The organism is Hypericibacter terrae, from assembly GCF_008728855.1.
Taxonomy (GTDB): Bacteria; Pseudomonadota; Alphaproteobacteria; order Dongiales; family Dongiaceae; genus Hypericibacter; species Hypericibacter terrae.
This window is the reverse complement of the sequence record NZ_CP042906.1, coordinates 3487955-3513645: the sequence shown is the minus strand read 5'-3', so window position 1 is coordinate 3513645 and position 25691 is coordinate 3487955. Positions and strand designations below refer to the sequence as shown.

20 protein-coding genes are annotated in these 25691 nt (G+C 65.1%); 12 read left to right on the top strand and 8 right to left on the bottom strand.

Annotation, left to right across the window (positions count from 1 at the left end):
• Positions 1 to 3: 3 nt before the first annotated feature.
• From FRZ44_RS16020 to FRZ44_RS16010, 3 genes are all read left to right on the top strand, one after another.
• Entirely contained in the window at positions 4 to 729 is a 726-nt protein-coding gene (locus FRZ44_RS16020) for a hypothetical protein (RefSeq protein WP_151178130.1), read from the top strand.
• An 89-nt stretch (positions 730 to 818) separates the two neighbouring features.
• Entirely contained in the window at positions 819 to 2123 is a 1305-nt protein-coding gene (locus tag FRZ44_RS16015) for an MFS transporter (RefSeq protein ID WP_151178129.1), read from the top strand.
• 417 nt (positions 2124 to 2540) lie between these two features.
• Positions 2541 to 3182: a glutathione S-transferase family protein gene (locus tag FRZ44_RS16010; RefSeq protein WP_151178128.1), complete on the top strand. Its 642-nt coding sequence runs from the start codon at positions 2541 to 2543 to the stop codon at positions 3180 to 3182.
• Positions 3183 to 3301: 119 nt separating this feature from the next.
• Here the strand turns inward: FRZ44_RS16010 and FRZ44_RS16005 are convergent, their stop codons facing one another.
• The 4 genes from FRZ44_RS16005 to FRZ44_RS15990 all read right to left on the bottom strand — a co-directional run bounded on the left by FRZ44_RS16005 (position 3302) and on the right by FRZ44_RS15990 (position 8331).
• Complete coding sequence (locus FRZ44_RS16005) at positions 3302 to 4237, bottom strand: M48 family metalloprotease (protein ID WP_191908126.1); 936 nt, start codon at positions 4235 to 4237, stop codon at positions 3302 to 3304.
• A gap of 18 nt (positions 4238 to 4255) precedes the next feature.
• Complete coding sequence (locus FRZ44_RS16000; RefSeq protein WP_151178126.1) at positions 4256 to 6334, bottom strand: adenylate/guanylate cyclase domain-containing protein; 2079 nt, start codon at positions 6332 to 6334, stop codon at positions 4256 to 4258.
• 6 nt (positions 6335 to 6340) lie between these two features.
• Complete coding sequence (locus FRZ44_RS15995; protein WP_151178125.1) at positions 6341 to 7213, bottom strand: hypothetical protein; 873 nt, start codon at positions 7211 to 7213, stop codon at positions 6341 to 6343.
• Positions 7214 to 7458: 245 nt separating this feature from the next.
• Complete coding sequence (locus FRZ44_RS15990; RefSeq protein WP_151178124.1) at positions 7459 to 8331, bottom strand: LysR substrate-binding domain-containing protein; 873 nt, start codon at positions 8329 to 8331, stop codon at positions 7459 to 7461.
• A gap of 242 nt (positions 8332 to 8573) precedes the next feature.
• On the opposite strand from FRZ44_RS15990, the gene FRZ44_RS15985 reads away from it, so the two are divergent.
• From FRZ44_RS15985 to FRZ44_RS15955, 7 genes are all read left to right on the top strand, one after another.
• Complete coding sequence (locus FRZ44_RS15985; protein ID WP_151178123.1) at positions 8574 to 9710, top strand: 2-aminoethylphosphonate--pyruvate transaminase; 1137 nt, start codon at positions 8574 to 8576, stop codon at positions 9708 to 9710.
• Between the two features lie 29 nt (positions 9711 to 9739).
• On the top strand, positions 9740 to 11002 hold the full coding sequence (gene phnA, locus FRZ44_RS15980) for a phosphonoacetate hydrolase (RefSeq protein WP_191908125.1): 1263 nt from the start codon (positions 9740 to 9742) through the stop codon (positions 11000 to 11002).
• Between the two features lie 23 nt (positions 11003 to 11025).
• Entirely contained in the window at positions 11026 to 12465 is a 1440-nt protein-coding gene (phnY, locus tag FRZ44_RS15975; RefSeq protein ID WP_151178122.1) for a phosphonoacetaldehyde dehydrogenase, read from the top strand.
• A 351-nt stretch (positions 12466 to 12816) separates the two neighbouring features.
• On the top strand, positions 12817 to 15258 hold the full coding sequence (locus tag FRZ44_RS15970) for a GcvT family protein (protein ID WP_151178121.1): 2442 nt from the start codon (positions 12817 to 12819) through the stop codon (positions 15256 to 15258).
• Positions 15259 to 15396: 138 nt separating this feature from the next.
• Positions 15397 to 16533 carry a 2-trimethylaminoethylphosphonate dioxygenase gene (gene tmpA, locus FRZ44_RS15965; protein WP_191908124.1) on the top strand — a complete coding sequence of 379 codons (1137 nt, stop codon included), beginning with the start codon at positions 15397 to 15399 and terminating at the stop codon, positions 16531 to 16533.
• Entirely contained in the window at positions 16530 to 17084 is a 555-nt protein-coding gene (locus tag FRZ44_RS15960; RefSeq protein ID WP_151178119.1) for a phosphonate degradation HD-domain oxygenase, read from the top strand. The genes tmpA and FRZ44_RS15960 overlap by 4 nt, the downstream gene beginning before the upstream one ends.
• A gap of 138 nt (positions 17085 to 17222) precedes the next feature.
• Positions 17223 to 18386 carry an IS4 family transposase gene (locus tag FRZ44_RS15955; RefSeq protein WP_151175693.1) on the top strand — a complete coding sequence of 388 codons (1164 nt, stop codon included), beginning with the start codon at positions 17223 to 17225 and terminating at the stop codon, positions 18384 to 18386.
• 160 nt (positions 18387 to 18546) lie between these two features.
• Here FRZ44_RS15955 and FRZ44_RS15950 read toward each other — a convergent pair whose 3' ends face one another.
• From FRZ44_RS15950 to FRZ44_RS15940, 3 genes are all read right to left on the bottom strand, one after another.
• A complete protein-coding gene (locus tag FRZ44_RS15950; protein ID WP_151178118.1) occupies positions 18547 to 19032 on the bottom strand; it encodes a Fur family transcriptional regulator in 486 nt (161 codons plus the stop codon).
• A gap of 252 nt (positions 19033 to 19284) precedes the next feature.
• Entirely contained in the window at positions 19285 to 21237 is a 1953-nt protein-coding gene (locus FRZ44_RS15945) for a PhoX family protein (RefSeq protein ID WP_225308289.1), read from the bottom strand.
• 181 nt (positions 21238 to 21418) lie between these two features.
• Complete coding sequence (locus tag FRZ44_RS15940; protein WP_151178117.1) at positions 21419 to 22858, bottom strand: cryptochrome/photolyase family protein; 1440 nt, start codon at positions 22856 to 22858, stop codon at positions 21419 to 21421.
• A 215-nt stretch (positions 22859 to 23073) separates the two neighbouring features.
• Between FRZ44_RS15940 and FRZ44_RS15935 the strand changes: the two genes are divergently transcribed.
• The gene (locus FRZ44_RS15935) at positions 23074 to 23844 is read left to right on the top strand and encodes a 5'-methylthioadenosine/adenosylhomocysteine nucleosidase (protein ID WP_151178116.1); all 771 of its coding nucleotides are present in this window, start codon (positions 23074 to 23076) and stop codon (positions 23842 to 23844) included.
• 137 nt (positions 23845 to 23981) lie between these two features.
• Positions 23982 to 25130 (top strand): IS4 family transposase, encoded by a 1149-nt coding sequence (locus FRZ44_RS15930; protein WP_151175409.1) that lies wholly within the window; start codon positions 23982 to 23984, stop codon positions 25128 to 25130.
• 118 nt (positions 25131 to 25248) lie between these two features.
• Here the strand turns inward: FRZ44_RS15930 and FRZ44_RS15925 are convergent, their stop codons facing one another.
• The gene (locus tag FRZ44_RS15925; protein ID WP_151178115.1) at positions 25249 to 25680 is read right to left on the bottom strand and encodes an HIT family protein; all 432 of its coding nucleotides are present in this window, start codon (positions 25678 to 25680) and stop codon (positions 25249 to 25251) included.
• Positions 25681 to 25691 lie beyond the last annotated feature (11 nt).

The following is a 25691-nucleotide window of genomic DNA, read 5'->3' as shown; positions in this document are numbered from 1 at the left end:
CAAATGCCGACCCATGTGTGTGTCTGCGGCTACTCGCGGAGCGGCACGACGCTCTTCTACAACATGCTTCGCACCACGGTGACGAACTTTATGTTTGTGGAAAACGAGTGCCGCGCCGGGAGCGTCATCGGCGAAACACTGGACAGCTACGTCACGAAACGCCCTCTCGACATCTTCGCCTTCGACAACATCGTCCGGAAGAACGTCTTCGAGAAGCCTCTCTGGTTCATCATCATGATCCGCGACATCCGCGCCGTCATCACCTCGCGTCATGTCGCCGTGCCCGACGACTACTTCGTCGGCTGGGATCATCAATATTTCATCGAGGGGGAGACGGCGACGTTCACCAACCCTGGCGTCGTTGCGATCGACGAGGCGATCTCCTACGTGAAGTCTCGCGCCGAACTGGCCCCGATCGTCCTGAAATACGAGGACCTCCTGCGCGACAGCGACGCGGTGCAGCGGGAACTGGGACGCCAGATCGGATTTCGGTATTCGGGCAGTTTCGGCCAGTTCTTCGAGCACGACATCCCGGAACGTCTGCAACGCGCGTTGAACGGCAAGCGGCCCGTGGACCTGCGGAACATCGACGCCTGGCGCGCGCCGAAACATCGCCAGCGGATCCGCGAGCAATTCCTGGCCTGTCCGGCACTGTTCTCCATTCTTCGCGCTTACGGGTATGAGCAGGACGATCGCTGGTTCGAGGAATATCGGGCGGAGGCGCCGTAGGACGGCTCCCGGCCGCGATGAGGAGCGTCCGCGAGGTACGGGGAGCCACGAGGCCTGGACGATGATTTGACCGAGGGGGAAGCCGCCCAATGTCGATCGAGGAAGGAAACCGTTCCCGCCGGCGGGTGGTCGCGGCCGGCATCATCGGCAACGTCATGGAGTGGTACGATTTCTCGGTCTATGGCTTCTTCGCCCGGACCATCGGCAACCTCTATTTCCCGTCCGACGATCCGCTGACCTCGCTGCTGGCCGCTTTTGGCGTCTTCGCCATCGGCTTCCTGATGCGTCCGCTGGGCGCGGTCCTGTTCGGCCATATCGGCGATCGCGTCGGCCGCGGGCCTGCCTTGCTCTGGTCGGTGGTCGCCATGGCGGTGCCAACCTTCGCCATCGGACTGCTGCCCACCTATGCCCAGATCGGCGTCGCGGCCTCGGTGCTGATGCTCCTCTGTCGGCTAGTTCAGGGCCTCGCCGTCGGCGGCGAGTTCACCAGCTCGGCGGTGTTTCTCGCCGAGACCGCGCATCCGCAGCGGCGCGGCGCCGCCAGCGCCTGGGCGCAGTTCGGCGCCGTCGCCGGGATCCTGCTGGGCTCCGCCGTTGGCGCCACGATCATGAATGTCATGCCGTTGGAGCAAGTCGTCGCCTGGGGCTGGCGGCTGCCCTTCCTGTTCGGCGTGGTCGTCGGTTGCGTCGGCTTCATCCTCCGGCGGCGCATGCCTTTCGACAGGCCGGCGGCGACAAAGGGCTTTCCGCTGGCTCAGGCGCTGCGCCTGCACCCGGTGCAGCTGCTGCAGGTCGTCGGCATGAGCCTGGTGTTCGCGCTCGCCTTCTATCTGATCTTCGTCTACATCGTCACTTGGCTGAAGCTCTTCGCCGATGTGGGCGCGAGCGTCGCGCTTGGGATCAACTCCTTCGACATGGCCGTCATGCTGGTCATGATTCTCGGCATGTCGAGGCTCTCCGACAGGATCGGGCGCAAGCCGATCCTGGTGGGCGCGGCGATCGGGCTCTTCCTGTTCTCCTGGCCGCTGATGGCCCTCATGCAGACCGGGCAGATCCTGTTCGTCGTCCTCGGCCAGTTCGGATTTGCGCTGCTGATCGGGTCCTACGGGGCGGTCAATCCGATCGCGATCTGCGAGATTTTCCCGCGCCATGTCCGCTGCTCGGCGGTCTCGACGGCTTATAACATCACGCTGGGCGTGGCGGGCGGCACGGCGCCGGCGGCCGCCACCTGGCTGATCGGGGCGACGGACCACCCCATATTTCCAGCGTTCTATATCATGGCGGGTGCGATCGTCTCGATCGTGGCGGTCCTGTCGGTGCATGAGCGCAGCCGGGCGGCGATCGGCGATTCGGTCCTTCCGCACCTGCCGGTTCCCGCGAACGCGGTCCGCTGATGCCAGCGCCGAGGGGCTCGAACTGCCGGCGCCGAGTCCCATTGGAGGGCTGAGCGGCCCCCGCTGCAATGCTGGTTCTCCATGGCCCCCATCGCGACGTTACCGCGACCGGGAAAGATTTCTTAATCGATAGAGCCCATGATGAGCGACGCGACCTATGGATTTCTGGAGCGGCCGCGCTCGTGGCCGAAATGTCCCAGCTTCGAAGAAGTGATCTGCACGGCGCGCCGCCGCTCGTTTCTCAGCGCCGATCGATGATCGGCACCGATGAGTCGGGCTTGTCAGAAGGGCCGGGTCCGGCCAACATGATTTGGGCGCTGCCGACGGCTATGGGGAAAACCGACACGGGCTTCAGCGTGCAAGAAGTGGCTTTTCGTCAGCTTGCCGCTGACGGATCTCAGAGGGGGAACGGAGACCATGGCCAAACTTGTTCTGCATGGGCCCGACTACAGCACGCATGTGCGGACAATCCGGCTGTGCCTGCACGAGAAGAAGATCGACTACGAGCTCAAGCCGCTCGCGATCCTTCGGGGCGAAGGCAGGACGCCGGAACATTTGCGCCTGCATCCTTTCGGCCGCGTGCCGGTGATCGAGCACGACGGATTCACGCTCTATGAGACGCTGGCCATCTCGCATTACATCGACGACGTTTTTGAGGGCGTGAAACTGCAGCCTGCGGACAAGAAGCGGCTGGCACGGATGCGGCAGATGATTTCGATCCTGGACTCCTACGGCCATCAGCCGATCGTGTCGACGATCGTCGCTGCGCGCGCTGAAGAGGCGCTTCGCGGCGTTCCCGTCAACGCCGAAAGATTGGCCAAGGCGGTGCCGGCGGCACGGCACTGCCTGGCGGTGATCGACAGAATGATCGGGGAGGGACCGTTTGCGACCGGAAACTCACTGACGCTGGCCGATCTCCACCTGGCGCCCACCGTCGGCTTCTTTGCCAGGACCCCGGAGGGCACACGCATGCTGCCGAACCTACCCAAGCTCGCGGGCTGGTGGGAGCGGATGGCAGTACGCCCCTCGGTCGTCGCGACTGATCCTTACGCGGCCTGAGGCGCGATGCCGCGCTCGGTTGCCGAGCTGGCGTCTCTGCGCGTGTAGATCCGCTCATCCGCCCTAGTACGATTGGGGCAAGCCGCATGCGCAACCGCCCTCGGTCATGCGCCCGTGACCTACCCCAATCTGCGGTAGTACATACGTGTCGGGAATGTGGATTTGATCTGGTTGAACGCGACACTGGGGCTGCGAGGTGCAGAGGCTGACTGCGACTGAGCCGCCTCTTCCAGAAGGGCGATCCTCTCCATTGTGTCCGGGTAGGTGGAGAACAGGGAGGTCGTTCCCTTCGTGTCGTGAGGGGCGAGCTGCGTCAAGGTGCGAAAGAAGTCCGGTGCCTTTCGCGGGTCGTTTCCGGACTTGGCGAATACATTGAAGATATAGGCATCGGCCTCGCGCTCGGCGCCGCGGGAGTATCCCGACGTCGCCATTTTCATCATGGGTTCCTGCAATGCATCGGCAACCGCCGTGGACGCGATCGCCGTGGCGCCGCTGGTCTGCGACGCCAGCGCACCCCGAGCGGAGTTGGACAGGCTGGAGGTAAAGCGCTCGGTCTTCATCTCCTCCAGCGCGTGGCTGCGATCGACATGGCCGATTTCATGCGAGATGACGGCAGCAAGCTCGTCTTCATTGGCGACATAGCGCAGCAGCCCCTTGTTCACCGCAAGTTTGCCGCCCGGCAGCGACCAGGCATTTACGGCGTTGTCGTCGAGCACGACAATCTCCCATTGGAACTCCGGTCGCGTCGAGGCGGCAATCAAGGGTGCTGCAACACGCTGGATCGATTGCTGGATAGCGGCATTGTGATAGGTGCCGCCCGACATGGCGATGACGCGGCCATAGAGCGCGTTTCCCAGGGTGGCTTCATCCGGCAATGTCAGCGCCGCGCCGACGAGATTGGTAGCAGCGCCGGTAAGTTCCTGGAGCAGATCCTGGGCCAGAATGTTTCGGGCATGGAAAATCGATAACCCGAAGGCACCCAGCCCGATCAGGGTCCCGCGACGTGACAGGCAGGTGGAACCGTCCAATTGCTTATGCCGAAGAAAGCCGGCCATGCACATGTTGCTTCTCCTCTATTGATGGAGACTGCCATCCCATTCGGGAGGCAGATTTTTCGGGGTCAGACTGCTGCGGTTTTTCAGATAGGCTTTCGCTGCGGGGTCGGTGCGGCTTAGGTCTTCGAATGCGGCCAACGCTTCTGCAATGCGCCTTCGGTAGTAGGCTGCCAGCGCGTTGCGGAATCGGAGGCGCTGCAGGTGATCGTCGTTGGCCGCGTGATCGCGAACCTCATAGGCCCTGACACGATGCTCTTTGCCCTTCACGATGATCCGCCCGAGGCGGCGCGTGATGTAGCCGCGCGGCAGTTGCCGCCGCGTGGCCTCGCCGATGATGATGCTCGTGCCGAATATTTTGTTCACCCCCTCCAGGCGGCTGGCCAGATTCACCATGTCGCCGAGGGCCGTATAATTCACACGATCGCGCGATCCGACATTACCGACCAAGGCTGAACCGGAGTTGATGCCCACGCGAAACTGCAGCGACGGGGCATTGGCGCCGGACAGGGCTCGGCTATGGTTCAATTCCTCGACGCGTCGTTGACAGGCAAGCGCGGCATCCACGGCATGAACCGCGGCATCCGGATCGTTGTCCGGAGCGCCCCAGATCGCCATGAGCCCGTCGCCCAGATATTTGTCCACATAGCCGCGATGCTGCTGAATGGTGTCGGCAATGCATCCGAGATAGGTATTCGCAATGTCGAGGAGCTCCTTGGGCGCGTGCTGGAGCTGCTCGCTCAGTGTCGTGAAATCCTTGATGTCGAAAAACGCGATGGTCACGGCGCGGATTTCGCCATCCAACCGGGCGTCACGGCGACGGTCTGCAAGCCGTTCCACGATGACCGGCGACAGGTAGCGGCCGAAATGCAGGGTGATCCGATCGCGAATCTCCTGCTCCCGCACGAAGCGATAGGCGTAGGTCACGACATAGGCCGCAGCAATCGCCAGGCCGGTCTCGGAAAACGGCAATAGCAGGCCTCGCGACATCGACAGAGCGCCGACCGCGTAGAGGACCGGAAGCGCAACGGCCGCGAATGCCGCTCCCCGGAGAGGGGATTGTCTCAGGAAAAGGAGCGTCACCAGCACGACCGCGCCGCCGATCAAAAGGGCGTCGATCCAGGCGGGGATAATTCGCAGAGCCGTTCCTGCAAGCATCGTCTCGACGGCTGCCGAATGGACAAAGACTCCTGGGATCGATCGCCCATTCATCAGGCTGGCGAAGTCCTGCGGACCGCTTTCGGGACAGGCGCTTTCGACCGTAGCTGCCGCGCGTTTGAAGGAGAACCGGCGGCTTGTCTGGTGGCGATCCTCCACGTCGAGGGCGCTGCCGACCAGCACGATCCGACCGTCAAACTTCTGTTTGAAGGCATCGACATTGCCGCCGCGGCTGCACTCCAACAAATCGGTCAGGCTGTAGATGGGCAGGGATGCGGGGTTTCGGGAAAAGTCGACCAGAAAGTCTTTATCGGGCGGGGCTGCTCCAAAGCGGCGCACCAGCTCGGCCGCGAAAGAGGTCACGACCTGCCCTGTATCGGTCGGAACGGATGCCAGGTAGCGACGAACCACGCCATCGCGATCAGGAAGCAGATTGATCGAACGAAGGTTGGCGTTGCCCCCGGCGGCTATGATCTGGCCCTGGAAGGGCGAAATCGGGCCATTCGCCGCTTGCCCATAGCCGAGAATCAATCTTCCCGATTGCCCGAGATGGTGCAGGGCATTGAGAAACGGCCTGTCATATCCAGGAACAAGACCCGGCCGGTCGAGTGTCGTGGGGTAGATGAGATCCATCCCTACGACTCTGGCGCCCGCCGCATCGATGGCCTGCAAGACTTCGGCGATAAAGGGCGTCCAGGCCACCTGAGGGGTCTGCAGAAAGGGCGCGTGCCGATAGGTCTTTTCATCGATGACGACGACCGCGAGCGGAGGAGCGGGGCGTTGCGGAGCGATGAACTCTGCCAATGGCAGCGTGAAGTCGATGTCCCACCGTTGCAGCTGACCCTCATGCGTCAGCGGGGCATAGAGCATCGTCAGAAGCCCCAGCGCAACAACCAATCGCCAGGACATCCACTGGCGCGATGAAAGCGTTTTTTGGGCCACGAGCCTTTACCGCGGCAGGGAGACGGTATCGACCTTGCCGCTGCTTCCCACATAGCCGGGATCGACAGAGAAGACGACGGACTTTGGCGACCCGTTCGAGGCGTCGATCTCGGCTCTGTAAGGCATGCCGACGGTGAGCGGAGGCGCATCTTTCGGGTAAGCCGAGACGGGGCCCTTGACGTGGCCCTGCCATGCGACGCGCGGTTGCGGGGCGTCGAGCTCGATGATGCGGAGCGTGGCGTCGCCGCCTCCCCAAGAAAAGCGCGGCGTCCGTGTCGATACAGTTGCCTCCGCCCAGACGGCGGGGTCGAACGGCGTCACGCGCTTCACGCTCGCCCCGAACTCGGTGGCCGAGGTGTCGACGGCGAGTTCCTGGGCACTACACTGCGTCGATGCTCTTTCGACCGTTCCGCCGGTGATCGTGCTGGCAATGGTGCCCACAATCATCGTGCCGCCGTGGATCACCTCGGTGGTGCAGCTGGAGAAATAGGTCAGCTTGAGGGTGCCTTGGGGTCCCACATCGATCTGCTGTCCCGGAGACAGGTAGCTGAAAGCGGCGACCCCAGCCGTGCGGATGCCCTCGGCTTCCTCGACGACGGCAGAGTTGACCGCGCCGGTATTGCCATTGCCGGTATTGCTCGCGTCAGAGGGCGAGGCCGACGCTGAATCGTTGCCGCTGATCGCATCTGTCGCATCTTGGAGGATGCTGTTGAAGAGGTCCTCTGCCGCCGCCGGTACGGGATCGATGGTCACCGCGAAGGCCACGACAGCCGCGAGCACCATCGATGCAGGCATGTATTCGATCATCCTGCGTTTGTATCGAGCTCTTTCTGACCTGCGCATGCTGGCATCCTGGCGAAAGTCGGACTGATCCTGCATCGGAATGACTTCCGATCGGGGGCAGATCTACGGCGACGTGGTTAAGGATTCGCTGTCGCAAATCCAGCTCCGGCCGGCGCAGCCCCCACTCTGCGGCCGCTACAACTGAAATTAGACTTCGGAGTCGAGCAGAATGATTCTAGTTTCGTTCTTTCTCCTGGTCCTGGCCATTATTCTTTCGGCCCTGCGCTCTCTGTCTCGGGTTTTTCTCGACACGGACGAGGGGCGGGCGGTGAAACCAGATTTCAGCCCACCCCTACCTGCCGTTCGAGGATATCCAGGAACGCCCGCACCAGGCTGAGGTCGCGCCGCTCCGAAAGGCAGGCGACATATTCTGTCATCGCCAGCTCCTCGGCCTCGATTTGCAAGGGCACCAGCCGCCGGTCGCTGCCGAACTCGCTTTCCGACACCACCCCGATGCCGAGGCCGGCGGCAACCGTCTCGCGCACCGCCTCGCGGGAATTGACCTCGAGCACTTCGCCCAGCGCCAACCCGCGCGCCGCCATCGCGTTCTCGAACAGGCGCCGGGTGGTGGAGCCGATCTCGCGCAGCACGAGGCGGCGGCCGGCAAGCTCCTTGAGCGTCAGGCTCTCGCGGCCTGCCCAGGGATGATTTTGCTCGACGAAGGCGATCAGCCGGTCCCGCCGGAAGGCAACAGCATGGACCCGCGGATCCTCGGAGATGTTGGCCAGCACCGCCACATCGGCCCGATGCTCGACCAGGTCGTCCAGGATCTGCTCCGAATTGCCGATGGTGAGGGAGAGCCGGATGCCGGGATAGCGCTTGGCGAAGGCGGAGAGGGCGCCAATGACATGGAAGGGGGCGTCGGCCGCGAGGCGCAGATGGCCGCGCTTGAGCCCCTTGGCCGCCCCCAGGATCTGCTCCGCCTCGGCCTCGAGGCTGAAGAGCCGCCGGGTGAGATCGAGCAGGGACCGGCCCAGCTCGGTCGGATAGACCCTTCGCCCGCGCCGGTCGAACAGCTTCACGCCATAGCGCGCCTCCAGCTCCTTCACCTGTCCCGAGAGGGTCGGCTGGGTGACATGCAGGACCTCCGCCGCCCGGGTGAAGCTGCCTTCGCTGGCGACGGCATGGAAGGCCCTGAGCTGGGCATGATTCATCGAGCGGTCTCAAAGAGATAACGCCTAATACATAGGTATAATCTATAGTTTATATAGAAACCAGTGATTGGACAAATAAATAGAAGAGGGACCTAATAGCGCCATCGAGGCCGGCGAGAGTTTCGCCCATCGCTATCCGGCTCCCGCGAGGGAGGGGTTCTCCAAGATCGAACGAGTTGTTGATCGGAGATCTCGCCCGAAGCTTGGAATCAGAGCGTAGCGATCACATCAGAGGAATCTATATGCCCCGCCAAGATCCCTGGCTCCTGACGCCCGGCCCGCTTACCACCTCGCTGACGGTCAAGCAGGCGATGCTCCATGACTGGGGCTCCCGCGACCAGGAATTCATCGAGATCAACGCCGGCATGCGCCGCCGCCTGGTCGAGATGATCCAGGGCGGCGACCGCTTCACCACCGTGCCGATGCAGGGCAGCGGCACCTTCGCGGTCGAGGCGATGCTGGGCACTTTCCTGCCGCGCGACGGCAAGGCGCTGATCCTGATCAACGGCGCCTATGGCAAGCGCATGACGCGCATCTGCGCCTATGCCGGCCGTCCCTACTCCACGGTCGAGGCGGCCGAGGACAAGCCGATCGATCCTGCCGCCGTCGCCAAGGCGCTCGCTTCCGATCCGGCCATCACCCATGTCTGCGCGGTCCATTGCGAGACCACTTCAGGCGTCCTCAACCCGATCGCCGAGATCGGTGCCGTCGTCGCCAAGGCCGGCCGCCGGTTGCTGATCGACGCCATGAGCGCCTTCGGCGCGATCCCGCTGCTCTCCACCGAGGTGGCCTTCGACGCGGTCGCTGCCTCGTCCAACAAATGCATCGAGGGCGTGCCGGGGCTGGGCTTCGTCATCGCCCGCATCGAGGCTCTCAAGGCCACCAAGGGCAACGCCCATGCGCTGACGCTCGACCTGCACGACCAGTGGGAAGTGATCGAGAAGACCCAGCAATACCGCTTCACCCCGCCGATCCATTGCATCGTGGCCTTCGCCCAGGCGCTGGACGAGCATGCGGCCGAGGGCGGGGTCGAGGGGCGGGGCGCGCGCTATCGCAACAACTGCCGGATCCTGGTCGATGGCATGCGCGCCATGGGCTTCGAGACGCTGCTGCCCGACCGGCTGCAGGCGCCGATCATCGTCACCTTCCACATGCCGGCCGACCCGCGCTTCGTGTTCGAGAGCTTCTACGACCGCTTACGCGAGCGCGGCTATGTCATCTATCCGGGCAAGCTCACGGTCGCCGACAGCTTCCGCATCGGCTGCATCGGCCGGCTGGGCGAGGCGCAGATGCGCGGTGCCCTCGAGGCGGTCCGCGCCGTCATGAACGAATTGGGCGTCAAGAGCGGCGCGCCGGCCAAGCTGGCCGCGAGCGCTTGAACGCGACAACGGGAAACGAGGCAATTTCGATGAGCGAACGCAGCCTGACCGTCAATGGTCGCCGCTATGCCTGGCCGAAGGCGCCGGTCGTGGTGGTCTGCATCGACGGCTCCGAGCCGGCCTATATGGAAGAGGCGATGAAGGCAGGCATGATGCCCTGGCTTTCCCGCGCCTTGCCGCACGGCACCAAGCGCCTTGCCGATTGCGTGGTGCCGAGCTTCACCAATCCCAACAATCTCTCGATCGTCACCGGCGCGCCGCCGGCGGTCCATGGCATCTGCGGCAACTACTTCTACGACCGCGAGGCCGGCACCGAGATCATGATGAACGACCCGAAATATCTGCGGGCCGAGACGATCCTGGCGACCTTTGCCGACGCGGGTGCTAGGCTCGTGGTCGTGACCGCCAAGGACAAGCTGCGCAAGTTGCTCGGCAAGGACATGACCGGCATCTGCTTCTCGGCCGAGAAGGCCAACGAGACCACGATGGCCGAGCATGGCATCGACAATGCACTGGCGTTTGTCGGCCTGCCGCTGCCGTCGGTCTACAGCGCGGGCCTGTCGGAATTCGTGTTCGCGGCCGGCGTCAAGCTGATGCAGCGCGACCGTCCGGATATCATGTATCTCTCCACCACCGACTATATCCAGCACAAGCATGCGCCGGGCACGGCCGTGGCGAACGACTTCTACAAGATGATGGATCGCTACTGGGCGCAGCTCGATGCGGCCGGCGCCACGGTGGTGCTGACCGCCGACCATGGCATGAACGCCAAGCATGGTCCCGACGGCAAGCCGCAGATCCTGTTCCTGCAGACGCTGCTCGATGGCTGGCTCGGCAAGGATGCGGCCCGCGTGATCCTGCCGATCACCGATCCCTATGTCGCCCATCACGGCGCGCTCGGTTCCTTCGCCACGGCCTATCTGCCGGAAGACGAGGATGTGACGGCCATCACGGTCCGCCTCGCGAAGCTGCCCGAGGTCGAGCTCGCTCTGACGCGGGCCGAGGCCGCCTTTCGCTTCGAGCTGCCGCCGGACCGGATCGGCGACATCGTCGTGGTGTCGAAGAAGGCCTTCGTCATCGGCACCAGCGCCGACCGGCATGATCTCTCGGGTCTCGACGCGCCCTTGCGCTCGCATGGCGGCGTCTCGGAGCAGCGCGTGCCGCTCTATTGCAACCGCAAGACCCCGGCCCTGGCGGCGGACGCGAAGCTGCGCAATTTCAGCGCCTTCGACCTGGCGCTCAATTATGCCGAGCCGGCCGTGACCGGCGCCGCGCGCCGCGCGGTCGGCTGACCGGAACCGGTGGGAGAACAGCCATGAACGCACCCCTTCGGCCGCTGCGTCAGGAAAAGATGCGGATCGGCGGCAAGCTGGTCGGCAGCGACCGCGTCATCGAGGTGTTCAACCCTTACAATAACCAGGTGATCGGCACCGTGCCGAAGGCGGGCCTGGAACAGATCCGCGAGGCCTATGAGATCGCGGCCGCCTACAAGCCCAAGCTCAGCCGCTATGACCGCTCCAAGATCCTGCGCCGCACGGGCGAGCTGCTCGATGCCCGCCGCCAGGAGATCGCCGAGGTCATCACGGCGGAATCCGGCCTGTCGCTCAAGGACACGCTCTACGAGGTCGGCCGGGCCTATGACGTGTTCGTGCTCTCCTCGACCCTCTGCCTCCAGGACGACAGCCAGACCTTTTCCTGCGATCTGACGCCCCACGGCCAGAAGCGGCGCATCTATACCCAGCGCGATCCCCTGCGCTGCATCACCGCGATCACGCCCTTCAACCATCCGCTCAATCAGGTGGCGCACAAGGTGGCGCCCTCGATCGCGACCAACAACAAGATGGTGCTGAAGCCCTCGGAGAAGACGCCGCTGACGGCGCTGCTGCTGGCCGATGTGCTCTACGAGGCGGGCCTGCCGCCCGAGATGTTCCAGGTCGTGACAGGCGACCCGCGCGAGATCGCCGACGAGATGCTGACCAACCCGAATGTCGAGCTCATCACCTTCACCGGCGGCGTCGCTGTCGGCAAGTACATCGCCAACAAGATGGGCTATCGGCGCGCGGTGCTGGAGCTGGGCGGCAACGACCCCATCATCGTCATGGAAGACGCTGACATCGAGCGCGCCGCGACCCTGGCCGCCGGCGGTTCCTACAAGAACTCCGGCCAGCGCTGCACGGCGGTCAAGCGCATGATCGTCCATGAGGCGGTCGCCGACGAGTTCGTCGAGAAGCTGCTGGCCAAGAGCAAGGCCTGGAAATATGGCGACCCCGCCGATCCCAAGACCGAGATGGGCACCGTCATCGACGAGGCGGCCGCCCGCTATTGCGAGGACATGACCAACGACGCGGTGACCAAGGGCGCCAAGCTGCTCTACGGCAATGTCCGGAAAGGGGCGCTCTATTCGCCGACCGTGCTGGACCATGTGCCGTTCGACTGCCCGCTGGTGAAGCAGGAGACCTTCGGGCCGGTGTCGCCGGTGATCCGGGTCAAGGATATCGACCATGCGATCCGGGTCTCGAACTCGACCGCCTATGGCCTTTCCTCGGGCGTCTGCACCAACCGGCTCGACTACATCACCCGCTTCGTCAGCGAGCTCGAGGTCGGAACCGTCAATGTGTGGGAGGTCCCCGGCTACCGGATCGAGATGTCCCCCTTCGGCGGCATCAAGGATTCCGGCCTCGGCTACAAGGAAGGCGTGCTCGAGGCGATGAAGAGCTTCACCAACGTGAAGACCTATTCGCTGCCGTGGGTGTGAGCGGCGCATCGATATTGCTCACTCTGATCCCCTCTACTTCCTTATCCCCTCCCCCCTTGAGGGGGAGGTTAGGGTGGGGGGTAGCCACGGACGCGATGGCTGCCCAATGGCGGCGAGTTGGATGGAATTTCACTCTCAAGGTTGCGCCCTACGATCACCCCCCACCCCAGCCTCCCCCTCAAGGGGGGAGGTGCAGGAAGGGAAGGAGAGTCAGGGAAGGAAAGGGAGCGCCGGACGGGCTGGAAACCCGCAGTTTTCTGCCGCCTCGGCTGCGACCGGCTGGCGGTTCACCTGGAGCCACGACCCCGCTAGATTACGCCCCGCATTCCTTCCAGAAGGGGACCTTTGAGTATGGCTCTGCCCTCCCACGCCCGGGCCGTCATTGTCGGCGGCGGCATCATCGGCTGTTCCGTCGCCTATCACCTCACCAAGCATGGCTGGAAGGACGTCGTGCTGCTGGAGCGCAAGAAGCTCACCAGCGGCACCACCTGGCATGCGGCGGGGCTGGTGCGCGGCATGCTCTATAGCGGCAACCTGACCAAGCTCGCGCGCTATTCGATCGAGCTCTATCGCAAGCTCGAGGCCGAGACCGGCCAGGCCACGGGCCTGAAGCAGAACGGCTCCATCTCGATCGCGACCAACGAGGAGCGCTGGGACGAGCTCAGGCGCGGCGCCTCGCTGGCGCATGCCTTCGGCGTCGATGCCGAGCCGATCACGCCGAAGCAGGTCGCCGAGAAATATCCGCTGATGAACACCTCGGATCTGCTGGGTGCCATCTTCTTTCCCAATGACGGGCAGTGCAACCCGGCCGACACCGCCATGGCACTGGCCAAGGGGGCCCGCATGGGCGGTGCCAAGATCTTCGAGGACACCCGCGTCGCGGCGATCCTGAAGCAGGACGGCCGGGTTACCGGTGTGCGCACCGATGACGGCCAGGAGATCAAGTCCGACATCGTCGTCAATTGCAGCGGCATGTGGGCGCGCGAGGTCGGCCTCATGGCCGGTGTGAACGTCCCGCTCCACGCGGCCGAGCATTTCTACGTCGTGACCGAGCCCATGGATGTGCCGAGCAACCTGCCGGTCATGCGCGACATGGATGCCTGCGCCTACTACAAGGAAGACGCCGGAAAGCTGCTGATCGGCGCCTTCGAGCCCAATGCCAAGCCCTGGGGCATGAACGGCATCCGCGCCGATTTCTGCTTCGACGAGTTGCCCGAGGATTTCGATCATTTCCAGCCGGTGCTCGAGGGCGCCATTCACCGCATTCCGAAGCTGGGCGAGACCGGTATCCGCAAGTTCTTCAACGGGCCGGAAAGTTTCTCGCCGGACCAGCGCTATCTCCTGGGCGAGGCGCCGGAGCTCAAGAATTTCTTCGTCGCAGCCGGTTTCAACTCCATCGGCATCCAGTCGGGCGGTGGCGCCGGCATGGCGCTCGCCTCCTGGATCGTCGACGGCCATCCGCCCTTCGATCTCTGGGATGTCGATATCCGGCGCATGATGCCGCACCAGAATCGCAAGACCTATCTCTATGACCGCGTCTCCGAGGCGCTGGGGCTGCTCTATGCGATGCATTGGCCCTACCGCCAGTTCACGACCGCGCGCGGCATCCGCCGCACGCCGCTCTATATGCGGCTTCAGGAAAACGGCGCCTGCTTCGGCGATGTCGCCGGCTGGGAGCGCCCGAACTGGTTCGCACCCAGGGGCGTCGAGCCGAAATACGAATACAGCTTCAAGCGCCAGAACTGGTTCCCTTATTGCGGCGACGAGGTGAAGGCGACGCGCGAGAAGGTCGGGCTCTACGACCAGTCCACCTTTGCCAAGTTCCTGGTGCGCGGCCCCGATGCCGAAGCGCAGCTGCAGCGCATCTCCGCCTCCGACGTGGGCGGCGCCCCCGGCCGTGCGATCTATACCCAATGGCTCAATGAGCGCGGCGGGATCGAGGCCGATCTCACCGTGACGCGCATCGCCGAGGATGAATATTGGATCGTGACGGCGGCCGCGACCGCCGTGCGCGACAAGAACTGGCTCATCCGCCATATCGAGCCGGGCGCCAAGGTCACGGTCGACGACATCACCAACGCCTATGCCGTGATCGGCGTCATGGGCCCCAATGCGCGGGCCCTGCTGCAGCCGCTGACCGAGGCCGATCTCTCCAATGCGGGCTTCCCCTTCGGCGCCAGCAAGGAGATCAATATCGGCCATGCCACGGTGCGGGCGACGCGCATCAGCTATATGGGCGAGCTGGGCTGGGAGCTCTATGTCCCGACCGAGTTCGCGGTCGGCGTGTTCGACACCGTCTTCGCCGCCGGCACCCCGCACGGGCTCAAGCTCTGCGGCATGCATGCGATGGATGTCTGCCGCATCGAGAAGGCCTACCGCCATTGGGGCCACGACATCACCGACGAGGACACGCCGCTCGAGGCAGGGCTCGGTTTCGCCGTGGCTTGGGACAAAAACGTGAATTTCATCGGCCGCGACGCGCTCTTGAAACAGAAAGGGCAGAAACTGCCCAAGCGCATCCTGCAATTCGCGCTCGAGAACCCGGAACCGCTGCTCTATCACAACGAGCCGATCTACCGGAACGGCGAGCGCGTCGGCCATACCAGCTCGGCCAACTACGGCCATCATCTCGGCCGCGCGATCGCGATGGGCTATGTGAAGAACGAAGCCGGCGTCGATGCCGATTGGGTCGCGTCGGGCAAATGGGAGATCGAGGTCGGGTTGAAGCGCGAGCCCGCGCGCGCGAGTCTCAAGCCGATGTATGACCCCACCAGTGGCCGGATGAAGGTTTGAAGATCGAGCGGCTCACCCCTCCCCCTACCCCTTCCCGCAAGGGGAGGGGGCTAGAAAAGATAGACCACGCCCCCTCCCTTCACGGGAGGGGGTAGGGGGAGGGAAGCCGCGAGACGGTTTGTGAGGAGAATGGAAAGCATGGCATCGGTCCAGAATGCGGAAGTGAGCGGGCGGCGCGTGGCCGTCCGCTGGCGCGAGGGCGGTGGCGCCGAGTTCCCGTTCCTGTGGCTGCGCGACAATTGCCGCTGCGCCCAATGCCGGCATCCCGGCAATGGACAGCGGCTGCTGGACACGCTCGACATTCCCGAGGACATCGCGCCGAAGGCGGTTGCGGCGAAGGGCGACGCGCTCGAGATCGGCTGGTCGGACGGCCATGACAGCCGCTATGCGGCCGATTGGCTGAAGGCCCATGAGCTGAGCCCCCAGGCCCGCGCCCGGCGCCGACCGCAGCATCGGATCTGGGGCAATGAGATCGCCAACGATCTGCCGCGCGCCGATTGGAACGAGCTCGACCGCTCGCCCGAGGCGGAGCGGGAATTCCTGGCGCGCTATCACGCCTATGGCTTCGGCCTCGTCGACAATGTGCCGGTGCGCAGCGGCATGGTGGTCGATGCCGGCAACCGCTTCGGCCATGTCCGCGTCACCAATTACGGCGCCTATTTCGACGTGAAATCGATCCCGAACCCCAATAATCTCGCCTACACCTCGGTCGGGCTGGGGGTGCATACCGACAATCCCTATCGCGACCCGTCGCCCGGCATCCAGCTGCTGCATTGCCTCGAAGCCGACGCGCCCGGCGGCGAGAGCATCCTGGTCGATGGCTTCAAGGCGGCGGAGGATCTGCGGCGCGAGGACCCGGCGGCCTTCGAGCGTCTCTCCAAGCTGCCGCAGCATTTCCATTTCTCGGACAAGAACGCCGATCTCGAGGCCGACCAGCGCGTGATCCATACCGATCACGAGGGCGTCGTGCGCTCGGTCCATTTCAACAACCGTTCGGCGGCGCCGATCGATCTTCCGCTCGAGGAGATCGAAGGCTGGTACGCGGCCTATCGGCGCTTCGCGCGCTTGCTGCGCCGGCCCGAGGGCGAGCTGCGTTTCCGGCTGGCGCCGGGGCAACTGCTGATGTTCCAGAACGACCGCGTGCTCCATGGGCGCGACGGGTTCGATCCCAGTCTCGGGCGCCGCCATCTCCAGGGCTGCTATATCGACCAGGACGGCATCCTGAGCCGCTGGCGCGTGCTGGAGCGTGGGTCCGCTATCGAGCTGCGGGCATGACCGCGGACGAGCTCCTGCTCGAAATCAAGTCCGCTTTCGAGCGCCGCGGCGGCGAGACCTATGGCGAGGGCGTCAACCAGACCGATCACGCGCTGCAGGCCGGCTGGCTCGCCGAGCAGGCGGGGGCGCCCCGCGCGCTGATCGTGGCCTCGCTGCTGCATGACATCGGCCATCTGATCCATGAGCTGCCGCAGGACATCGCGGAGCAGGGGATCGACACCGAGCATGAATCGCTGGGCTCGGCCTGGCTCTCGCGTCATTTCGGCCCGGACGTGACCGAGCCGGTGCGGCTCCATGTCGAGGCGAAGCGCTATCTCTGCGTCGCCGAGCCCGGCTATTTCGACCGGCTGTCGGAAGCTTCGGTGCTGTCGCTCCGGCTTCAGGGCGGTCCGCACAAGCCGGAGGAGGCCGCTGCCTTCGCGGCCGAGCCCTATGCCGAGCAGGCGGTGAAGCTCCGCCACTGGGATGAGGAGGCCAAGGTGCTCGGCATGAAGACGCCGGACTTCGCCCATTTCGCGCCGCTGATCCGCGCCTCGCTGCGCGCTGGGTAAGGCGAGGCATCTGAATCCCCTCCCCCGGAACGGCAGGGCTGTCCGGGGAATGAGTCGATAGGTCGCGGGCGCATGCCCGGTTTTCCGGAGGTTTTCCGGGTACTTTCTGGTTGTCGAGACTCAGAAAGGGAACCGGGCATGCAGTACATGGGTAGCATCTTCGTGAGCCTGCTGAAACCCATCGATCGGCGTCAATTCCGCACGCTGGTGGAGCGCCACGACGGCGATGCCTACGACAAATCCTTCAAGAGCTGGGATCATCTGGTGGCGCTGATCTACGCCCAGCTCAGCCACGCCAAGAGCCTGCGGGGGGTGGAGGCGGGTTTCAACGCCAACTCCCAGCATCACTACCATCTGGGGGTCGGGAAGCTGGTTCGTTCGACCTTGTCGGATGCCAATGCGCGCCGTCCAGTGAGTGTGTTTGCGGGGCTGTTTGGCACGCTTTCCCAGGAGGTGGATCGGCTGGCTCGCCAGGAAGGGAACGAGATGCTGCGTTTGATCGACGCCTCGCCGATTCCGCTGGGCAAGGTCTGCGCCTGGGCGGACTGGAACGGCCGGATCCGCGGCATGAAGATGCATGTCGTCTACGATCCCAAGGCCGATCGCCCCTGCTCGGTCGAGGTCACGCCGGCCACCATCAACGACATCGAGGTGGGCCGGCGCGTGCCGATCGAGGCCGGAGCCACCTATGTCTTCGACAAAGGCTATTGTCGCTACAGTTGGTGGTGCCAGATCGACGCCGCCGAGGCGGTCTTCGTCACGCGCGCGAAGTCCAACATGCGCTTGCGCGCCACCAAGCGGCGCAAGCTCCGGAAGATTGTCGGCGACGGCTTCAGGATCATCGACGACGCCGAGGTCCGCCTCGTCAGTAAGGGCGATTCCAAGCTGGCGATCCGGCTGCGTCGGATCCGGGTCCGGCGCGAAAAAGGCGGCGTCATCACCCTCATCACCAACGATATGACCCGCTCGGCCGTGGAAATCGCCACCCTCTACAAGACCCGGTGGCAGATCGAGCTGCTGTTCCGCTGGATCAAGCAGCATCTCGATATTCGCAAGTTCCTTGGCAACAACGAAAATGCCATCCGGCTGCAGGTCCTCGCCGCCATGATCGCCTATCTGCTCCTGCGCATCGGCGCGCGCCTCCACAGCGTGAAAATCCCCCTCCTGCGACTGGCCGAACTCGTCGGCCAGTCGCTCTTTACCAGGAAAACCTTCCACCGTATCGATCGCCCGCCGCCCGTCAATCCAAGCAAGCCATCTCCCAAAGTCCCAGCCAACCAGATGGCGTTCTGTTATGCATGAGTTTCCCCGGACAGCCCTGCGCATGCGGGAGAGGGCAAGGGAGGGGGAGGACGCGATGTTTGCCGCTGAATGTGCTTCGCGTTCCGTCACTTGATCAGAGGCCGAGCAACCCCCTCCCTGACCCTCCCCCGCGAGGGGGGAGGGGATACGATATGAAGCGTCAGGCCGCTTGCTGGCAGGCCGCGCACTGGCCTTCGATCTCGACCGTCGAGCGTTGTGTCGCGAAGCCCTGTTTGCGCGCACCGGATTCGATCGCGGTCGCGATCGCGCGGTCGGTCAGTTCCGCCACGCTGCCGCAGCCGCGGCAGATCAGGAACTGGTAGCTGTGCATCTCCGCCGGATGGGTGCAGCCGATGAAGGCGTTGCGCGATTCGATCCGGTGGACGAGGCCCTGCTCGATCAGGAATTCCAGTGCGCGATAGACCGTGGGCGGCTGCGCGCCGCGGCCATCCGCGCGTAGCGCTTCCAAGAGCTCATAGGCGCCGACGGGCGCATGGCTCTGCCAGACCAGCTCCAGCACCCGTCGGCGGATGTCGGTCAGCCGCGCGCCGCGCTCGCCGCAGAGCGACTCCGCCGCGCCCAGCGCCTCGGCGATGCAATGCTCGTGATCGTGGGCGACGGTCTTCATGCCGGTGACGGGAGCCATTCGCCTTGCCTCATCTCCAGATCGCAGGTCGAGGTTACATTATAACAAATCTGCGGCCTCGCCAATGTCGCGCTCGACCGCCGAGGGCTCGCCCGTAACCCATTCAAGAACAATAAAAAATGGCGGGAAAACGGTGTTGCCGTCTTCCCGCCAGTTCAAGGCCGTAGTCGGGGTACTAGCTCAGAAAAGGTTCGTCTGCGTCATGAAGTCAGGGGAACCAAGTCTCAGTCCAGACAGGTCAGGCACGTCTACTCAACTGCCGATCTCGCCGCCGTCTTCCTTGACGATGGCGATCACGGCGGGACGCGGCGGCAGGTTCGGGTCGAAGTCCGGCCAGCGCGTGGTGGGTTCGGCGAAGACGGAGCCTTCGCCGGGATGCTGGACGGCGATGAAGAGCGTCTTGCCGTCCGGCGTGAAACAGGGGCCGCAGGTCTCGGCGTCGCGCGGCATGGCGACGAACTTGCGCGTGACCGCACGGCCGTCGCCGCTGACATCGGTGCCATAGAGCCCGTCGCCGATGCCGAACTTCTTCTGCGTGCCGCCCTGGTCGGTCGCGATCCAGAGCCGGCCCTTGGGATCGAAGGCGACGTTGTCGGGGCAGGCGAGCCAGCCATTCTTGCTGGTGCCCTTGCCATACATCGTGGTGCCCCAGAGCGGATTGCCCGCCACCAGGAACATGTCCCACTTGTATTCGGCGGCGGTGTGATCGGCGTCCTTGCCGTCGCCGCCCGCCGGGATCAGCTCGACGATATGGCCGGCCGCGTTGTCGGCGCGCGGGTTGGCGGCGTCGATCTGGTTGTAGCCGCGCTTCGAGTTGTTGGTGAGGACGACATAGACGCGGCCCGTCACCGGATCGGTCTCGACATCCTCGGGCCGGTCCATCGGCGTGGCGCCGAGGAGATCCGCGGAGCGGCGGGTCTCGATGACGACGTCGGCCTGGCTCTTGAAGCCGTTGGCCTCGGTCAGCGGGCCTTCGCCATAGGTGAGCGGCAGCCAATGGAGCTTGCCGTCGGGATCGAACTTCGCGACCGACAGCGTGCCGTCGTCGAGCAGGCCGAGATTGGCCTTGCGGTCGCCGGCGCTGTAGGTGCCCTTGCTGACGAAGCGGTAGAGATAGTCGAAGCGCTCGTCGTCGCCGAGATAGACGACCACATGGCCGCTCTTGTCGACGACGCTGGTCGCGGCCTCGTGCTTGAGGCGGCCCAGCGCGGTGCGCTTCATCGGCGGCGACTTCGGATCGAACGGATCGATCTCGACCACCCAGCCGAAGCGGTTGGGCTCGTTGGGCTCTTTGCTCAGGTCGAAGCGGGCCTCATGCTTCCACCAGGCGTATTCGGGCTCGCCCTTCACGCCATAGCGCTTGAAGGAAGCGGCGTCGGGGGCGGCGGACGGATCGCCGCCGAAATAATTGTTGAAGTTCTCTTCGCAGGTCAGGACCGTGCCCCAGGGCGTGATGCCGCCGGAGCAGTTGTTCACCATGCCCTTGACGGACATTCCTGACGTATCGGCAGAGGTCTTGAGGCGGTCGCTCCCGGCGGCGGGCCCGGTGATCGAGATCAGCGTCGTCGCCGTCACGCGGCGGTTATAGGGGCTGTCCTCGACCACCGCCCATTTGTCGCCCGTGCGCTTGATCTCGAGGATCGAATGGCCATGCGCTTCCATCTCGGTCGCGACCTGGTCGGCGGTCGCCTTGTCGAGCTTGTCGTCCTCGGCGAGGCCCGGAAACATCAGCTCGATATTGGTGTATTCGTGGTTGACGCAGAGGAGGCCGTGGTCCGAGGCGTTCGAGCCTACCGGCAGCGAAATGAATCCGATGAAGTCGTTGTTGTAGCCGAACTGCACCGCCTGACCGGCGGCGGTCGATTTCCCGGCCTCGAACGCCGGCGCGTTCGGGTTCAGCTTGTCGCCCCAGCGGATCAGCACGTCCGCGCGATAGCCCTTGGCGAGCCGCAGCCCGTCATCGATGCCCTGCTCGATCTCCTCGAAGGTGAGGGTCGAGGGATTGCCGTCGGCCTTGGCGGAGCGCGCGCCCAGGAGGCCGGTGAAGAGGCCGGCGGCGCCCGTGAGGCCCAGGCCCCGCAGTGCCGCGCGGCGGCTGTAGCGGCGCGCCGCGATCTCGATCAGCGGCGAATTGTCGGTGGGGTTGGAACCGACATCGTCGGCATCGGGGATGGTCATCGGGGGATAACGGTCGATCGACGTCATTAGGCCTCTCTCTCCAGAGGTGAGCGCGCCATCGGGGACCGAACATGACGGCGCTGAAATCTGGCGCGACCATAGACAGAAGGCCAGGACTCCCGCGTGACCGGTTCGTGACAGCGATATGACGCGGGGCACAAGTGGCTTTTTGCCATCCCCTCCCCCGGAACGGGGGAGGGGACAGAATCTACCGCTTCATCTTCTCGAACGCCGCCAGCGCGCGCGCCCTCGCCGCGGCGTGGTCGACGATGGGTTCGGGATAGTCGCGCCCCAGCACGACACCGGCGGCAGCCAGCAACGTCGGTGGCGCCGTCCAGGGCTGGTGCAGGAACTCGGCTGGCACCTTTGCCAGCTCCGGGACCCAACGCCGGACATAGGCGCCGTCGGGATCGAACTTCTCGCCCTGGATCACGGGATTGAAGATGCGGAAATAGGGCGAGGCGTCGGCGCCGGAGCCCGCCACCCATTGCCAGCTGGCCGCGTTCTGCGCGAGGTCGGCATCGACCAGCGTGTCCCAGAACCAGGCCTCGCCCTCCTGCCAGGGGATCAGGAGATGCTTGACCAGGAAGGAGGCCGCGATCATGCGCACCCGGTTATGCATCCATCCCGTGCCCCAGAGCTCGCGCATGCCGGCATCGACGATCGGGTAGCCGGTGCGGCCCTGCCGCCAGGCGGCGAGCCCCGCCTTGTCGCTGCGCCACGGAAACCGTCTGAAGTCGGGCTTCCAGGGCTCGGTCGCGATCTTGGGCCAATGGAACAGCAGGTGATGCGAGAACTCGCGCCAACCGAGCTCCCGCAGGAAGGCCTCGGCCGCCCGGCCCGGCACGAGATCGCCGGACGCGATCTCGAGCGCCTTCACCGCATGCCAGATCTGGCGCGGTCCGATCTCGCCCCAATGGAGATGAGGCGAGAGCTGCGCCGTGGCGGCGAGATCGGGGCGGTCGCGCTTCTCGTGATAATGAGCGAGATGGCCGGCGAGGAATTCCTCGAGCCGCAATCGCGCACCGCTCTCGCCGGGACGCCAGGCAGCGGCGAAACCAGCAGCCCAATCGGGCTTGGTCGGCTTGAGCTTCCAGTCCGCAAGCTTGTCGGAGCGCGGCTGCTTATAAGCCTTATCCAATTTGCGCGGTGCCGGTGCCGGCCGGGGCGGCGCCGGCAGGGTCTGGAGCGACCGCCAGAAGGGCGTAAAGACCTTGAAGGGCTCGCCGGCCTGGGTCTTCACTGTCCACGGCTCGAACAGCAGCGCCGCGTTATGGCTGGTGGCCTCGATCCCGCGCCGGGCGAGATCGGATTTGATGGCCTTGTCGCGCCGGATCGCATAAGGCTCGTAGTTGCGATTCCAGTGCACCGACTTCGCCCTGGTCTCGGCGATCACCTCGGCCAGGATCTTCGCCGCCGGCCCGCGGCGCAGGATCAGCGGCACCGCCTTGCGGCGCAGCTCCTTTTCCAGCGACTGGAGGCTCTCGGCCAGCCACCAGCGCGAGGCACCGCCCCAGGGCCGCAGGCCGCGGGTCTCGTCGAGGATATAGAGCGCGACCAGCGGCCCTTCGGCCGCAGCCGCCGTCAGTGCCGGATTGTCCTCCAGACGCAGATCCTGGCGAAACCATAGGATGACAGGCGCGGGCATGGCGGGAAGGGGCCGGAACGTAGGGAAGGGTCAGTCGAGGGCGTCGCCGCGAAAGCCGTGCGGCTTCGCCCGCCCCACGATATGGACCCGATTGCCCCTGGGGAACAACCCGGAGAGGGCCGAATCCCGGGCAAAGGAATGGCGGCAGGGGTGGTCGGTCTCGCGGGTCCCGACTATAACTTTGTCGGCAGGCGCGAGCAGGGGACGAGAGAGCGATGGCCGGAGCCCGACCGATCGGCATTCTGACGCCGATGGAGGATGAGCTGGCGTTGCTCGAGAAGGGGCTTCAGCGGGCGCGCAGCGAGGAGCGGGCGGGCGGGCGTTTCATCGCCGGCCGTCTGGACGGCCATGACGTCGTCCTGGCGCTCTCGGGTATCGGCAAGGTCAGCGCGGCGCAGGTGTCGAGCCTGCTGCTCGACCGCTTCGCCTGCCGGGCGCTGGTCGTCTCCGGCGTCGCCGGCGGGCTCGATATCAGGCTCGGCATCGGCGATATCGTGGTGGCCGACCGCCTTGCCCAGCAGGATTACGGCGCCTTGACCCGCCGCGGCCTGGTCAATTACCGGGCGGGCTCCATGCCGATGGGCGAACGCCGCCACGACCCCTATTACAGCCTGACGCCGGAGCTGAGCGCGCGGCTGCGGGCGGCGCTGAAGGGGCTCCATCTGCCGCCGATGCCGGCCGCCGCCACGGGCGGGCGGGAGCGCCGGCCCAAGATCCGCTTCGGCACCATCCTCAGCGGCGACCAGTTCGTGAATGCCGCCCCGGCCCGGTTGGCGCTGCGCCGCCGGTTCCCGGGCGCGCTGGCGGTCGAGATGGAGGGCGCCGCCGCCGCCCAGATCGCCGAGCGGCACGGGGTCCCCTGCGTCGTCGTCCGCGCCCTCAGCGACCTCGCCGGTGCGGCGAGCCACATCGATTTCATGGCCTTCCTGCCGGCCGCGGGAGCGGCGGCGGCCATGACGGTGCGGCGCTTGCTGCCGGCGCTGTGATGGCATCCCTGGCTGTCATCGCCGGGCTTGACCCACGGCTGTCCGGTTGAGTTTTTGTGGACGCGGTGCATGGCGTTGATTCTACTCGGTCCTGAACGTCGGCAAACGTTTCGGGACACGGGCAGAGGGTCAGCGCCATGCGGCACCAGAATAGCGTATTTCATTCGGTTCTTAAGCAGGTTGCGTGGCTCGACTTCGATCGGCTGGTCGAGGCCCACAATAGCGATGCTCGGGTGCGGCGGTTGACGACCAAGGGCCAGTTCGTGGCGCTGCTCTACGGCCAGCTTTCGGGCGCGACGAGCCTGCGGGAGATCGTGAGCGGGCTGACGAGCCACGCGGCGCGGCTCTATCACCTGGGAACGGGCGAGGTTCGCCGTTCGACGCTGGCCGATGCCAATGCCATAAGGCCGAGCGGGCTGTTCGCCGAGTTGCTCGCCGTGATGATCAAGCAGGCCCATCGCGGGCTGCGCCGCAAGATCGCCGAAACCACCTATCTGATCGATTCCACTGGCTTGCGATTGAGCGGTCTGAGCGCCGATTGGGCCCGTTTCAGCGCCGGCGTCTGCGGCGCCAAGCTGCATGTGATCTACGATCCCGACGCCGACCGCCCCATCTATGCCGCTGTCAGTGCGGCGAATGTCAACGACATTACCCCCGCCCACGACATGCCGGTCGAGCCCGGCGCCACCTATGTCTTCGACCTCGGCTATTACGACTATGCCTGGTGGGCCAAGCTGGACGCTGCCGGATGCCGCATCGTCACTCGCTTCAAATCCAACACACCCCTGACCCTCGTCGCCGAGAACGCCCTGCCCCGGGGCAGCGCCATTCTCTCCGACCGGATCGGATATCTCCCGGCCCGCCAAGCCGCCAGCCGCAAAAACCCCTTCCAAGACCCGGTCCGCGAGATCCGCGTGAAGACCGAAACCGGCAAGATCCTGCGCATCTTGTGCAACGATCTCGACGCCAGCGCCCAGGAGATCGCAGACCTCTACAAGCGCCGCTGGGCGATCGAGCTGTTCTTCCGGTGGGTCAAGCAGACCCTGAAAATCACCCGCTTTCTCGGCACTTCCGAGAACGCCGTTCGCATCCAGATCGCCGTCGCCCTGATCGCTTTCCTGTTGTTGCGATTGGCACAGAAAGCCATCAAGGACGGTCACAGCCCGTTGGCCTTCGCCCGCCTCGTGCGCGCCAACCTCATGCATCGCAGGCGCATCGACCGCCTGCTCGAACCCGAAACCGCCCCAATTCCGAACCCACATCAAATGGCGCTACAATGGAGCTGAAACCGGAACCGGACAGCCGTGGGCTTGACCCGGCGATCCAGGGGCTGGGGCACTGGATGCCCGGATCAAGTCCGGGCATGACAAGGGGGCAGGCGGGGGAGGAGAGAATAGAGATGCCTCACCCCTTGTGTCGTCCGGTCGCCAGGGCGTGGCGCAATTGGGCGAGGCGGGTTTCGAGCGCCGCCGCTTCATACGGCTCCGCCGGGAGCTGGCCCCAGATCGGCTTCGGCCAGACCGGATCGTCATGGAATCGCGCCACCACATGGACATGAAGCTGGGCCACCATATTGCCGATGGCCGCCACATTGACCTTGTCGGGGCCGAAGAGGGCCTGCAGCAGCCGGGTCGCGTCGGCGATCTCCTCGATCAGCAGCGCCCGGTCGGCCGTGTCCAGATCGGCGATCTCGCGCGTGCCCGCCCGGCGCGGCACCAGGATGAGCCAGGGCCAGCGTCGCTCGGCGCGCATCAGCCGCAGCGACGACAAGGGCCAGTCCGCGATCGGCACCGTGTCGGCCGCGAGCTGCTGGTGAAGAGCGAAGTCCTCAGTCATTCTGCCGCCAC

Coding starts and splice junctions, on each gene's coding strand:
- FRZ44_RS16020 (WP_151178130.1), top strand. CDS start 4: ATGCCGACCCATGTGTGTGTCTGCGGCTACTCGCGGAGCGGCACGACG.
- FRZ44_RS16015 (WP_151178129.1), top strand. CDS start 819: ATGTCGATCGAGGAAGGAAACCGTTCCCGCCGGCGGGTGGTCGCGGCC.
- FRZ44_RS16010 (WP_151178128.1), top strand. CDS start 2,541: ATGGCCAAACTTGTTCTGCATGGGCCCGACTACAGCACGCATGTGCGG.
- FRZ44_RS16005 (WP_191908126.1), bottom strand. CDS start 4,237: ATGGCCGGCTTTCTTCGGCATAAGCAATTGGACGGTTCCACCTGCCTG.
- FRZ44_RS15995 (WP_151178125.1), bottom strand. CDS start 7,213: ATGCAGGATCAGTCCGACTTTCGCCAGGATGCCAGCATGCGCAGGTCA.
- FRZ44_RS15990 (WP_151178124.1), bottom strand. CDS start 8,331: ATGAATCATGCCCAGCTCAGGGCCTTCCATGCCGTCGCCAGCGAAGGC.
- FRZ44_RS15985 (WP_151178123.1), top strand. CDS start 8,574: ATGCCCCGCCAAGATCCCTGGCTCCTGACGCCCGGCCCGCTTACCACC.
- phnA (WP_191908125.1), top strand. CDS start 9,740: ATGAGCGAACGCAGCCTGACCGTCAATGGTCGCCGCTATGCCTGGCCG.
- phnY (WP_151178122.1), top strand. CDS start 11,026: ATGAACGCACCCCTTCGGCCGCTGCGTCAGGAAAAGATGCGGATCGGC.
- FRZ44_RS15970 (WP_151178121.1), top strand. CDS start 12,817: ATGGCTCTGCCCTCCCACGCCCGGGCCGTCATTGTCGGCGGCGGCATC.
- tmpA (WP_191908124.1), top strand. CDS start 15,397: ATGGCATCGGTCCAGAATGCGGAAGTGAGCGGGCGGCGCGTGGCCGTC.
- FRZ44_RS15960 (WP_151178119.1), top strand. CDS start 16,530: ATGACCGCGGACGAGCTCCTGCTCGAAATCAAGTCCGCTTTCGAGCGC.
- FRZ44_RS15955 (WP_151175693.1), top strand. CDS start 17,223: ATGCAGTACATGGGTAGCATCTTCGTGAGCCTGCTGAAACCCATCGAT.
- FRZ44_RS15950 (WP_151178118.1), bottom strand. CDS start 19,032: ATGGCTCCCGTCACCGGCATGAAGACCGTCGCCCACGATCACGAGCAT.
- FRZ44_RS15945 (WP_225308289.1), bottom strand. CDS start 21,237: ATGACGTCGATCGACCGTTATCCCCCGATGACCATCCCCGATGCCGAC.
- FRZ44_RS15940 (WP_151178117.1), bottom strand. CDS start 22,858: ATGCCCGCGCCTGTCATCCTATGGTTTCGCCAGGATCTGCGTCTGGAG.
- FRZ44_RS15935 (WP_151178116.1), top strand. CDS start 23,074: ATGGCCGGAGCCCGACCGATCGGCATTCTGACGCCGATGGAGGATGAG.
- FRZ44_RS15930 (WP_151175409.1), top strand. CDS start 23,982: ATGCGGCACCAGAATAGCGTATTTCATTCGGTTCTTAAGCAGGTTGCG.
- FRZ44_RS15925 (WP_151178115.1), bottom strand. CDS start 25,680: ATGACTGAGGACTTCGCTCTTCACCAGCAGCTCGCGGCCGACACGGTG.